Consider the following 12,215-nt stretch of genomic DNA (forward strand, 5'->3'; position numbering starts at 1 on the left):
ATCACACCTTCAAGAGCAGGTGGTCGCGTTCCCAGCTCGTCACCACGCTCTGGAACAAGTCGAGTTCGACGCTTTTCACGCGCAGATAGGTCTGGAAGAAATCCTCGCCCAGCAACACCCGCACGGGCTCGCAAGCGGTGAAGCGGTCGAGCGCCTCCTCCATGGTTTTCGGCAGTGTGCTTTTGATCTTGTAGGCATTGCCCGAGGCCTCGGCCGATCGCGCCAGTTTCTGTTCGACGCCGAGATAGCCAGCAAGCAGCGAACCGGCGATTGCCAGATAGGGATTGCAATCCGCACCCGGCAACCGGTTTTCCACCCGCCTTGCGGCACGGCCGCCAGCCGGCACGCGCAGACCGCAGGAGCGGTTGTCATGCGACCATTCGATGTTGGCCGGCGCGCTGTGGTTTGGCCTGATGCGGCGGAACGAGTTCACGTTGGGCGCAAACAGCGGCATGATCTCGGGCACGTACTTCTGCAGGCCGCCGATGAAATGGCCGAACATCTCGGTGTCGGCATCGTCGCGGTCGGCAAACAGTGCAGCGCCCGTCTTCTCATCGATGACGGACATGTGCAGGTGCATCGAGCTGCCTGCCTGCGCCGCGATCGGCTTGGCCATGAAGGTGGCGTGCATGCCGCTCTGTTGCGCCGCCTGGCGCGTCAGCCGCTTGAACAGCAGCACCTGGTCGGCCAGCGGCACCGCGTCGCCATGCAGCAGATTGATCTCCAGCTGCGCCGTGCCGGATTCATGGATCAGCGTGTCGAGCGGCAGGCCGGCGGCCGCGGCGTAGTCATAGACGCGGCGGATCACCGGTTCGAATTCTTCCAGCGCCACCATGTCATAGGGATGCTGCGAACCCTCGGCGCGGCCATTGGCGCCGACCGGTGCAGTCAACGGTTGATCCGGGTTTGGGTTGGGCGCGGTCAGATAGAATTCCACCTCGGGCGCCACCACAGCGCGCCAGCCGCGCTGGCGGTAGAGATCGAGTACGGCGCGCAAGACATGACGTGGCGAGGCCATCCATGGCCTGCCATCCATGTGGAAGGCATCGGCGAAGACATAGGCTTTGCCGGCGCCGCCGCCCGGCGCCAGGCAGAGCGTCGAGACGTCGGGCACCATGCGCATGTCCGGGTCCTGATAGGCAAAGCCTTCATCGATCGAGCCGGAATAGCGGCCATCGATGCTGACCAGGAAGGCACTGCTCGGCAGATAGAGCGCGCGGTCCTCCAGCGCCTTGAGGAATTTGGCCGTCGGCAGCGCCTTGCCGCGCAGCACGCCATTCATATCGGGAACCAGGCACTCGACCTCGTTTATCCCGTGCTGGGTTAGCCAGTTCCTGGGATCATTGCCGGTGAAGAGAGCGGTATTCGTATTTTTGTCCTGCATTTTTGTTCACGTCCGTATCAGAGAGAGTATGGCTTGCGCGGCCACATCCGTTCCAGGGGTCAGCGCCATCTTGGCAGCATTGTCCCTGAGGCGGGCGCGCATGGCGTCGTCGGCCAGCAGGCCGAGAATGGCTCTCTCCAATCCCCCTTCGGTCCAGGCGTCGCGGCCGATATGGTCGCCGACGCCCGTCTCTCCCGCGCGTTGCGCATTGTCGTGACCGTCCCAGCAATAGGGCATGATCAGCGACGGCACGCCGAAGCGCAGCGCCTCGCAAAAACTGTTGTTTCCTCCGTGATGAATAAACAGGTCCGACTTCGCCACCACCGAAGGCTGCGGAAACCAGGCGTCGAGATAGACATTGTCCGGCACCGCGCGATAGGCGTCGCGCAGCCCGCCGGCATTGACAATGAAGCGCGCCGGCAATTTGTCGAAGACGGCGAGCATGCGCTCGATCAGACCGACATCCATGGCGCCGAGGCTGCCGAAGCTGACATAGACCAGCGGCCCGCCATTGCGCGGAAACACCGGCACTTCGAACGGTCCTTCCGACCGCACGCAACCTTCGAGATAGACGAAGCGCGTGGGGTCGAGCGGCTCGGCGCGCTCGCGCCGCACGATCGCCGGCGTCAGCAGCAGATTGAGATCTGGCGATGTTTCCAGGAACAGGCCCTTCGGCAAAGGCGCCAGACCGGCATCCGCGCGAAAACGGTTGAAGCGGTCATGCGCGGGCGCCGAGGCCGCGAGATAGCGCGCCTCGAACGCCGCTCGTTGCGGATCATCGGCACCCATCCCTGAGAGGTAGGGCGGCACTTCGGCATCCGGCAGCTCTGTCTCGGCGCAGGAGACGACGCGCACCCACGGACAGCCGGCGGCAGCAATCGCCGGGAACATGATGACATTGTCGAGCACCACCGCGTCCGGCTTCAGCCGTGCCAGCAATTGGCGCAGCGGCGCCTCGGCATTGACGGCGGTGTCGACGATCGCCTGCCAGGTCGGCGCGACATAGGTTTCGAGCTGGTCGATCGGGCTCAGCCGGAAATGCGGCAGGTGCCGGCGCACGAAGGCCTGCCAATAGCTTTGGCGTTCGCTGTCGCTCAGCGGCTCGTCGGTCGGCAGCTGGTATTCCTGGAAACCGTAGTCGGCAAAGACGCCGGAGAAACCGGCATGGCAGATGAAGACGGGCCGGGCGCCCCCCGCGCGCAATGCCTGTGCGATACCGACGCAATTCAGCGCGGCGCCGAAACTGGCTTCGGGAAACAGCGCGATGGTCGGGCTGGCTTTACGCGTCAATTATTCCTCTTCAGTCCGGCCGGCTGATCATGCCGAACAGTGCGGGAGCTCCGCGGCTGGCCGCTTGCGGTCGCTGGTTGCGGGAGAGCCGCAGGTGAATGCGAAGCAGATCGGCAGCCACCTCATACTGCCGGCTTTCAAGATAGTCGAGTATGCTCAGATGTTCGCGCAGCGATTGCCGCAGCCGGAACACATTGACGCCGGCATAGATGCCCGGCAGCCGGCGCAGTCTCAGATGATCGGCCAGAGCATCGGACACAAAGCGGTTGGCGCAGCCCTCGGCGATCATGCCGTGGAAATCCATGTCCACCCGCTGGAATTCACGCGTGTCGAAGGACGCGTCAGGCAATGCCGACAGCGCTTCCATGCCTTGGCGCAACGCTGCCGCCCGCGTGCCGTCAAGCCGGAAGCCCGGCATCAGGATCGCTGCCGGCTCCAGCAGCAGCCGAAACTCGTAGCTTTCACCCTGCGCCTCCGGATCGTCGGGCGCGCGGCGGAACAGCCAGGACTGGCCAGGTGCGCGGTCCAGAAGATTCTCATCAGTCAGTTTGTTGAGCGCTTTTAGTACCGTCTTGCGCTCGGCATCATACCGCCGCATCAGCCCCGCGACGGTCACCGTCTGGTCCAGCCGTCGCGCGGAGCGGTCGCGCAGGATCGCTTCGGCGAGTTCGTCTTCCTCGGCGTTGGGAAGCTCGGCGGCGATGGCCGGCTGCGCAGCGAGGTCGATCGCCAGATGATAACCGGTATCGGCCTCCCAGCGCACCACGCCCCGCTCTGCGAGCAGGCTGAGCGCAGCCCGCACCGGCGTGCGCGAGACATTGCACAGCGAGGCAATCTGCTGTTCGGGCAGGCGCGCGCCGGGCTCGAAGCCGCGCTGGCGCGCGACATCCAGGATGCGCTGCGCCAGATCGAGGTGGTTGGTGCGAGGTCGTCGGGCTACGGCTTGCATGACAGTTCTCGAATACGAAATGTGACCGCATTGGTGTGGCCGACTGCCGGAACGGGTGCAATCGGCCAGATTCCTCGGTCGGTTGACAAATTATGGATTGACGTACTTTTTTCTGCAATAGTACTGTCGGCACAATCGGCGAGAAAAGACCGAGGAACAGGATCGAGGCAGCGGCGCGGGTCGCCGGCTTTGGTCCGGCAAATGATTTCGACGATCAAACCGAATGGGAGTCTGCCATGACCGCTACCAGCCTGCGGCGCCGTGCGCTCAATATATCCTCAATCGCTCTCGGTCTCGCTCTGACGCTCTCGGCGCCGGCGATGGCCGCCGACCTCGTCATCTCCAACTGGGACGGCTATATGGCGCCCGACGCCATGGCCGCCTTCAAGACCGCCACCGGCGTCTCCGGCGAAGTGGTGGTGCACGCCACCAATGAAGAGATCATGGGCAAGCTGATTGCCGCCAGCGGCAAGGGCTATGACGTGGTCTTTGTCTCCTCGCCCTTCGCTGAGGTGTTGAACAAGCTCGGCCTGACCGAGCCGGTCGATCACGCCAAGATCCCCAACCTCGCCAACCTCTACCCCGAAGCGACCAAGCTGCCGCACGATGTCGGCAACACCTTCTCCGTGCCCTACACCTGGGGCACGACGGGCCTCTGCTACCGCTCCGACCTGGTCAAGACTGCACCCACCAGCTGGAGCGACTTGCTGGCGCCCTCCGACGAGTTGAAGGGCAAGACCACCATGTTGGCGACCGACCGCTGGCTGCTGGCCGCCGGGCAGCTCGACAAGGGCTATTCCGTCAACGAGACCGACCCGGCGAAGATGGCCGAGGTCAAGGACCTGCTCATCTCGGCCAAGAAGACGCTGCTCGCCTACGACGACACCACCTTCTATTCGAAGCTGGTCTCCGGCGAGGCGCTGATGGTGCAGGCCTGGGACGGCTGGTGCAATTACGGCATCGCCGACAAGCCCGAGATCAAATACGTCATCCCGAAAGAGGGCTCGGATCTCTGGGTCGACACGATGGTGGTGATGAAGGCGTCCGAGCACAAGGGCGACGCTTTCAAGTTCATCAACTTCATGCTCGACGCCAAGAACCACGCCTGGGCGGCGCAGAACATCGACTACAAGGTGCCGAACAAGCCGGCGATGGAAAGCCTGCCGGCAGACTTCCTGGCCAAATTCCCCAACATGGCGATGCCGGTGGCACAACTCGTCAAGTTCGAGCAGTTGCGTGACGTCGGCGAAGCCCAGCGTGACTATTCCAAGATCGTCAGCGAGATCAAGGCCGCGCAGTAAGCGGCGCAGACATCACGGCCGGCGGTGCTTCTGCCGCCGGTCCTGAGCGGTACCTGAAGAATTGTCCCAGACCCGACTTCGCTCCTCCTTGCTGATGGCCCCGGCGCTGGTCTGGCTGACCGCGCTGATGGTGGTGCCATGCGCGCTGGTGCTGGCGCTCGCCTTCTTCCGGCGCGGCATCTATGGCGGCATCGACTACACCTTCACGCTGGAGAATTTCGGGTTGGTCTTCGACCCGCTCTATGCCGGCATCTTCCTGAAGTCGGCGCGCATCGCCGGCACGGCGACGCTGATCGCCGTGGTGATCGGCTATGCCGCCGCCTATGCCATCGCGGCCGCCCCGCGCCGGTGGCAGCCGGTGTTTCTGTTCTTTGCCGTCCTGCCGTTCTGGTCCAATTACCTGATCCGCACCTACGCCTGGATCGTACTGCTCAACCGGGAAGGGCTGATCACCCAGCTGCTGCGCTGGTTCGGCTACACCGGCGAGCCGCCGTCGATGCTCTACACCGAAGGCGCCGTCATCGCCGGCCTCGTCTACAACTATCTGCCCTTCGTCATCCTCGCCTGCTACGCACCGCTGTCGCGCCTCAACCCGGAACTGGCCGAAGCATCCCGCGATCTCGGCGCGTCGGCGGCCACCACCTTTCGCCGTGTCATCCTGCCGCTGACGGTGCCAGGCATCGCCGCCGGCGCGGTCTTCGTCTTCGTGCTGTCGATCGGCAATTTCGTCACCCCGGCGCTGCTCGGCGGCGGCCGCTTCCAGATGATCGGCAATCTCGTCTACGACCAATTCCTGACCGCCAACGACTGGCCGTTCGGCGCGGCGCTTGCCATGGCGCTGATCGCAATCATGCTTCTGGTGCTGATGGCGCAAGCGCTCGCCGCCGACCGCGCCGCGGGGCGGGCAGCCGAGGCCAGAGGTGACGCCGATGGCTGAGCGCGGCGCGATCACGGGGAGAAGGTGCCCCGAAGGGGCGGATGAGGGGCGGCGTCAACCTTTGCGACGCTCAGCGCTGCCCCTCATCTGCCTGCCGGCATCTTCTCCCCGTGAACGGGGAGAAGGACTCTGGTCGTTCGCTTGCCTCCCAATTGTCGGGGGCCAGCGATGACCCATTCCTTCACCCGTACGCTCGGCATGCGGACGATCCTGATTCTCGTCTTCGCCTTCCTCTACATCCCGATCGCCGTGCTGGTGGCGCTGTCCTTCAACGAAGGCGGGCTGCCGACGGCGTGGTCGGGCTTTTCGCTGAAATGGTATGTTTCGCTGGCCAGTAATTCCGCCATCCTGTCTGCCGCGCTCAACACGCTGATCGTGGCACTGGTCTCAACGGCAATCGCCACGCTGCTCGGCACGCTGCTGGCGATCGGCGTCGAGATGCGCCGGCAATACGGCAAGGGGCTCGAAGCCCTGATCTTCGCGCCGATGATCATTCCCGATATCGTGCTGGCGATCGCGCTGCTGTCATTCTTTTCAATGCTCAACCTGACAATGGGCCTGCACACCATCATCCTCGCCCATGTCGTCTTCAACCTCGCCTTCGTCTGCTCGGTGGTGCGTGCCCGGCTGAAGAGTTTCGACTGGTCGATCGTCGAGGCCTCCGCCGATCTCGGCGCCTCCGCGCTCACCACCTTCCGGCGGGTGACCTTGCCGGTCATCTTGCCGGCAGTGATCGCCGGCGCGCTGCTTGCCTTCACGCTGTCGGTCGACGAGTTCATCATCGCCTTCTTCACCGCCGGCGCCGGCCGCGCCTCGACCACGCTGCCGATGCAGATCTACGCCATGATCCGCTTCGGCATCACACCAGAGATCAACGCGCTGGCGACCATCGTCATGGCTGTAAGCATCACCGCGCTGACCCTGTCGCAGCGGCTCAACCGTGGGATCATCGGCCAATGAGCGAACCGCGCACGCTGCTGGCCATCGATCATGTGTCGAAGAATTTCGGCCGGGTCACCGCCGTCGACGGCATCTCGCTCGACATCAGGGAGAACGAATTCTTCGCGCTGCTCGGCCCTTCCGGCTGCGGCAAGACCACGCTGCTGCGTATGCTGGCCGGCTTCGAGACGCCCAGCGACGGCCGCATCCTACTCGATGACCGCGACATCGCAAGAATTCCGCCCAACAAGCGGCCGGTTAATCTGATGTTCCAGTCCTACGCGCTGTTTCCGCATATGAGCGTGCGCGCCAATGTTTCCTACGGGCTGGAAATGGAGCGTTTGCCGGCAGCCGAAATTCGCTCCCGCGTCGATGCCATTCTGGCGACCACCGAACTCGTCCCCTTCGCCGACCGCAAGCCGGAGCAGTTGTCGGGCGGCCAGAAGCAGCGCGTCGCGCTCGCCCGCGCGCTGGTCAAGCGACCGCGGCTGCTGTTGCTCGACGAGCCGCTCGGCGCGCTCGACAAGAAACTGCGCGGCGCCATGCAGCTGGAGCTGAAGCGCCTGCAGCACGAAGTCGGCATCACCTTTGTCATCGTCACCCATGACCAGGAGGAATCGCTGGTCATGGCCGACCGCATGGCGGTGCTGAAGGACGGCAGACTGCTGCAATGCGACACCCCGCACGCGATCTACGAACACCCCACCGACCGTTTTGTCGCCGACTTCATCGGCGTCATGAATTTCGTGCCGGGCAAGGTATCGGCCGATGGCGTGATGGCGGCGAACGGCGCGCGCATTGCCGGCAAGGTTCCCGCAGCGCTTTCGCCCGGGGCTTCCGCTGTCGCCTCGGTCCGGCCCGAGCGCATCCGGTTGTTCCCGTCAGCCGAGACCGCCAACCGCACCACCGGCACGGTCGAAGCGCTGGCCTATCACGGGCTCGACCTGCAGCTTCATGTCCGCACGCCGTTGTCGCCAAAATCCTTCCTGGTGCGTGTCACTGCCGATGCTGCCGACCGTCGGCCGGTGTCGTCGGGCGACCAGATCGAACTCGGCTGGGACGCTGCCGATGTCCGAATTTTTGCAGAATAGGAGAAGCCTGATGGCGCAGAAGACGATCGCGTTTTTTCCCGAAGCCGCCTACGGCCCGGCGCTCAATTCCGTCGGCATCGCGCAAGCCGTCGAGGCGCGCGGCCACAAGGCTGTGTTCCTGTCCGACCCTGGCTTTGTCGATGTCTACAAGGGCTACGGCTTCGAGGCGCATCCGGTGAACCTGTCGGAGCCGATGCCGCCCGAGCAGATGGCGAAATTCTGGGAGGACTTCATCAACGGCCACATCCCGAACTTCCGCAAGTCGCCCTACGATCAGGTCGACAACTATGTGAAGGATTGCTGGACCGCGATCGTCGACAGCGCCAAATGGGCGCAGAAGGATCTGCCGCGCGTTCTGGCCGCCATAAAGCCGGACGTGATCTGCGTCGACAATGTCATCCTGTTCCCGGCCATAAAGCAGTTCGGCAAGCCGTGGGTGCGCGTCATCTCCTGCTCGGAAAACGAGATCGAGGATGAGGACATCCCGCCGCATCTGTCGGGCTGCGGCGAGAACGACCATGTCGGCCACCAGCGCTACCGCGACCATTTCAACGCGGTGATCAAGCCGATCCATGACGACTTCAACGCTTTCCTCACCGCCAACAACGAGGCGCCCTACCCGACCGGCCAGTTCTTCGAGGCCTCGCCCTATCTGAACCTGCTGCTCTATCCCGAAGCGGCCAAGTTCAAGCGCCGCCACCCGCTCGATCCGGCGAAATTCCAGTATCTGGAAGGCTGCGTGCGGCAGGAAAAGCCGTACACCGTGCCGACCTTTGCCGAGAACAATGACGGGCCGCTGCTCTATGTCTCCTTCGGCAGCCTCGGCGCCGGCGATGTCGACCTGTTGAAGCGCATCATCACGACGCTGGGCAAGACGCGCTACCGGGCGCTGGTCAATGTCGGCGGCTACAAGGACCAGTATACCGGTGTGCCCGGCAACGTCATTGTCGACAGCTGGTTCCCGCAGCCGTCGGTCATCCCGCAGGTCGATGCTGTCATCCACCATGGCGGCAACAACTCGTTCACCGAGTGCCTCTATTTCGGCAAGCCGGCCATCATCATGCCCTATGTCTGGGACGGCCACGACAACGCCACGCGCGTCCAGGAAACCGGCCACGGCTTCGGCATGCCGCGCTATGACTGGAGCGATGCCCAGCTGATCACCAGGATCGAGACCTGCCTGACCGATCCGAAGATGAAGGCCAAGCTGGCCAAGACCTCGGCGCAGATGCAGGCACAGAACGGTCCGGAGAAGGCCGCCGGATTGCTGGAGGAACTGCTGTGACCTCCTCCGCCCCGCACCTTTACCAGGCCTCCACTCGCACCGACCTCGTCGACTGGGGCGTCCAGCCGGATGCGCTGGACGGCGCGTCGCATTCGACCGGCAAGCTCGTCCACAAGGGGCCGAACAACCAGCCGGAATCCGGCATCTGGGTCTGCACGCCCGGCCACTGGCGCCTCTCGATCCCGCGCGATGAATTGTGCCATTTCGTCGCCGGCCGCGCGACCTACCGGTCGGATGTCGGCGAGGTGATAGAAGTCGCAGCCGGGACCGTGGTCATGTTCCCCGCCGGCTGGACGGGCGAATGCGCGGTGCATGAGACCATGCGCAACGTCTACATGCTGGCCTGAGAAGCATGATCCCGAAAAGTGGGAACCGGTTTTCGGACAAGATCATGCTTAACCAAGAATCCAGGGAGCACGACATGCCGACACCGCACTGGCCAAAAGCCTCGACCGTGGAATTGGAGGATTGGGGCGCGGGCAGCAACACGCTTGCCGGCTCGCCGCGTGCCTCGGGCAAGATCCTGTCGCAGAATCCGGACGGCTCCAGCGAATGCGGCCTGTGGTCGTGCACGCCAGGCAGCCGCAAGGTCACCTTTGCTGCCGACGAGTTCTGCCATTTCCTGTCCGGCCACGGGACTTATGTCCATGAGAATGGCGAACAGATCCCGGTCGAAGCCGGCACGCTTGTTTTCTTCCCCGCCGGCTGGACCGGCACCTCCATCATCATTGAAACGCTGACCAAGGCCTTCATGTGCCGCTGAGCTCCAAGGAAATCGCTATGACCACGCCCATCATGAAATCCCCGCTTGCCATCACCGACCTCGTCAACTGGGGCGTCATCCCGACCATGATCGAAGGTGAGTCCCACACCTCGGGCAAGCTGCTTTACAAGGGACCGGAAGGTCGTTCCGAATGCGGCCTGTGGGTCTGCACCCCAGGCAAATGGCATTGCCACGTCACCCGCGACGAGTTCTGCCACTTCCTCGAAGGGCGCTGCACCTATGTCCATGAATCCGGCGAGGTCATCGAGATCGAGCCGGACACAGCGGCGTTCTTTCCGCAGGACTGGAAAGGCGTCTGCACCGTCCATAAGACGATCAAGAAGGTCTACATGATCCGCTGAGCCTTTCCGATGATTCTACCCTGCCGGACACCTGACGCGGCTTTCTGCGCTTGCCTAGGCTCACGGACTGAATGTCCGCTCCGCTCGTCGACGGTGTCGACCCCGAAAGCCACGCCATCTGCCTCGGCAGGGCGAATTCTCAAAAAGGCTCCATGCGTGGAGGAGGACGAAAATGCATTTCTCCGCTGACCGGCCGACCTTCTTCGTCAACCCGGACTACCGGCCGATGACCGGCGTGGCAAAACCGGTGATCGATCCGGCGACGCTGGAAACCGTCGGCGCAATCGCCGCGGCCAGCGATGGCGAGATCGACGCCGTGCTGACCGCGGCCACCACGGCACAGTCCTCCTGGAAGAAACTCGACGCCAAGAGCCGGGCAAAGCACCTCCATGCGGTCGCCAACGCCATCGAGGCGGCAGACTTCACCCGCTGCGCCGAACTGATGGTGCGCGAGATGGGCAAGCCCTATCCGGAAGCGATCGGCGAGATCGCCAATTGCGCGCCGATCTTCCGCTACTATGCCGAGATGGCGCGCGACGATGCCGGCAAGGTGGCCGGCACGACGCAGGCCGGCTCGTTCCAATATGCGCGCTACGAGCCGTACGGCGTCTCCGTGCACATCATGCCCTACAACTTCCCGATCCTGTTGATGTGCTGGACGGTGGCGGCGTCGCTTGCCGCCGGCAATGCCTGTATCATCAAGCCGGCTGAGGCGACGACGCTGTCCACGCTCGACTACATGATGGTGTTCCGCTCGCTGCCGCAGGGACTGGTCTCTTGCCTGCCCGGCGCAGCCGCCACCGCCCAGGCGCTGATCGCATCCGAACGCACACACGCTGTCGCCTTCACCGGTTCCGTGGCCGCCGGCAAGGCGGTCGCGGTCGCCTGCGCCGAACGCATGAAGCCTTGCGTCATCGAGGCCGGCGGCAGCGATCCGCTGATCATCAGCGAGCACGCGCCACTCGACGTGGCGGCGGCCGGCAGCGTCACCGCCGCCTTCCACCTGACCGGCCAGGTCTGCACCTCGGCCGAGCGCTTCTTTGTCGTGGACTCGGTGCATGATCGTTTCGTCGCGCTGTTCGCCGAGAAGACGCGAGCGCTTCGCATCGGCAACGGCATGGACAAGACCGAGATCGGCCCGCTGGTCAGCGAAGCAGCAAGGGCCAAGGTCATGCGATTGGTCGACGATGCCATCAGCAACGGCGCCAAGGCAGTCACTGGTGGGCGCATCCCGCCGGCGCACAACACAGGCTGGTTTTACGAACCGACGATCCTGACCGGCGTCACCCCCGATATGGCGATCGTGCGCGAAGAGTGTTTCGGGCCGGTCGCCGCCATCTGCCGGGTGAAGGATTTCGACGAGGCGATCCGGCTTGCCAATGACAGCCCGTTCGGGCTCGGTGCCTCGGTGTTCACCACCGATCTCGCTGAGGCGCATGAGGCGGCCGAACGGCTCGAGGCCGGCATGGTCTGGGTCAACAACCCGCTGATCGACAATGACGCCCTGCCCTTCGGCGGCTGGAAGGCCTCAGGCCTTGGCCGCGAACTCGGCCGCCAGGGGCTCGATGCCTTCCGCCGCTCGAAGATGGTGATCATCGACCACAAGCCGGCAATCCAGGACTGGTGGTATCCCTACCCCGACAGCTGGTTCCGCGAGAGCGGCGGCCGCAAGCACGTGTGAATGGGATCTGCAGGCATTCATTCCCGGCGAATCGCTCTTGAAACATCCGATCGTGGGCAATCTCGGAGCGGGTTCCGGGATTGGTTGGCGGCCCGATGCATCCTCGCCTAGAGCGGTTCACGACTTGATGGAATCGAAGGGGATTCCCGATTTGTCGGTTTTGTGATTCAAGATGCTGGCTGGAGTGGAGGCCAGCATCTGATGACCCGACCTCTTTCCAATGATCTTCGCGA

The 12,215-nt window shown here is 63.8% G+C and carries 12 protein-coding genes; 9 read left to right on the forward strand and 3 right to left on the reverse strand.

The genetic code is table 11. The features are described 5' to 3' along the window. Position 1 precedes the first annotated feature (1 nt). Genes H0241_RS21045 through H0241_RS21055 form a run of 3 tightly spaced genes read right to left on the reverse strand, consistent with a single transcriptional unit; the run spans position 2 to position 3,623 of the window. Complete coding sequence (locus H0241_RS21045; protein ID WP_181059764.1) at positions 2 to 1,384, reverse strand: glutamine synthetase family protein; 1,383 nt, start codon at positions 1,382 to 1,384, stop codon at positions 2 to 4. 6 nt (positions 1,385 to 1,390) lie between these two features. Beyond that, complete coding sequence (locus H0241_RS21050; protein WP_181059766.1) at positions 1,391 to 2,674, reverse strand: nucleotide disphospho-sugar-binding domain-containing protein; 1,284 nt, start codon at positions 2,672 to 2,674, stop codon at positions 1,391 to 1,393. Between the two features lie 10 nt (positions 2,675 to 2,684). Beyond that, entirely contained in the window at positions 2,685 to 3,623 is a 939-nt protein-coding gene (locus H0241_RS21055; protein WP_181059768.1) for a GntR family transcriptional regulator, read from the reverse strand. A gap of 236 nt (positions 3,624 to 3,859) precedes the next feature. Between H0241_RS21055 and H0241_RS21060 the strand changes: the two genes are divergently transcribed. From H0241_RS21060 to H0241_RS21100, 9 genes are all read left to right on the forward strand, one after another. Beyond that, positions 3,860 to 4,924 carry a polyamine ABC transporter substrate-binding protein gene (locus H0241_RS21060; protein ID WP_181059769.1) on the forward strand — a complete coding sequence of 355 codons (1,065 nt, stop codon included), beginning with the start codon at positions 3,860 to 3,862 and terminating at the stop codon, positions 4,922 to 4,924. A gap of 94 nt (positions 4,925 to 5,018) precedes the next feature. After that, complete coding sequence (locus tag H0241_RS21065; RefSeq protein ID WP_181059781.1) at positions 5,019 to 5,861, forward strand: ABC transporter permease; 843 nt, start codon at positions 5,019 to 5,021, stop codon at positions 5,859 to 5,861. Positions 5,862 to 6,029: 168 nt separating this feature from the next. After that, positions 6,030 to 6,821: an ABC transporter permease gene (locus H0241_RS21070; RefSeq protein ID WP_181059770.1), complete on the forward strand. Its 792-nt coding sequence runs from the start codon at positions 6,030 to 6,032 to the stop codon at positions 6,819 to 6,821. After that, positions 6,818 to 7,891, forward strand: a complete 1,074-nt coding sequence (locus H0241_RS21075; RefSeq protein ID WP_181059771.1) for an ABC transporter ATP-binding protein — start codon at positions 6,818 to 6,820, stop codon at positions 7,889 to 7,891. Before H0241_RS21070 ends, H0241_RS21075 begins: the two co-directional genes overlap by 4 nt. 10 nt (positions 7,892 to 7,901) lie before the next feature. Next, on the forward strand, positions 7,902 to 9,176 hold the full coding sequence (locus H0241_RS21080) for a glycosyltransferase (RefSeq protein ID WP_181059772.1): 1,275 nt from the start codon (positions 7,902 to 7,904) through the stop codon (positions 9,174 to 9,176). After that, positions 9,173 to 9,523 carry a cupin domain-containing protein gene (locus H0241_RS21085; RefSeq protein WP_181059773.1) on the forward strand — a complete coding sequence of 117 codons (351 nt, stop codon included), beginning with the start codon at positions 9,173 to 9,175 and terminating at the stop codon, positions 9,521 to 9,523. Before H0241_RS21080 ends, H0241_RS21085 begins: the two co-directional genes overlap by 4 nt. 44 nt (positions 9,524 to 9,567) lie before the next feature. Then, a complete protein-coding gene (locus H0241_RS21090) occupies positions 9,568 to 9,939 on the forward strand; it encodes a cupin domain-containing protein (RefSeq protein ID WP_235984385.1) in 372 nt (123 codons plus the stop codon). A gap of 17 nt (positions 9,940 to 9,956) precedes the next feature. After that, entirely contained in the window at positions 9,957 to 10,301 is a 345-nt protein-coding gene (locus H0241_RS21095; protein ID WP_181059774.1) for a cupin domain-containing protein, read from the forward strand. 172 nt (positions 10,302 to 10,473) lie between these two features. Continuing rightward, positions 10,474 to 11,982 (forward strand): aldehyde dehydrogenase family protein, encoded by a 1,509-nt coding sequence (locus H0241_RS21100; protein ID WP_181059775.1) that lies wholly within the window; start codon positions 10,474 to 10,476, stop codon positions 11,980 to 11,982. The last annotated feature ends 233 nt before the right edge of the window (positions 11,983 to 12,215 follow it).

Origin of the sequence: Mesorhizobium neociceri (assembly GCF_013520985.1) — a bacterium.
GTDB lineage: Bacteria > Pseudomonadota > Alphaproteobacteria > Rhizobiales > Rhizobiaceae > Mesorhizobium > Mesorhizobium neociceri.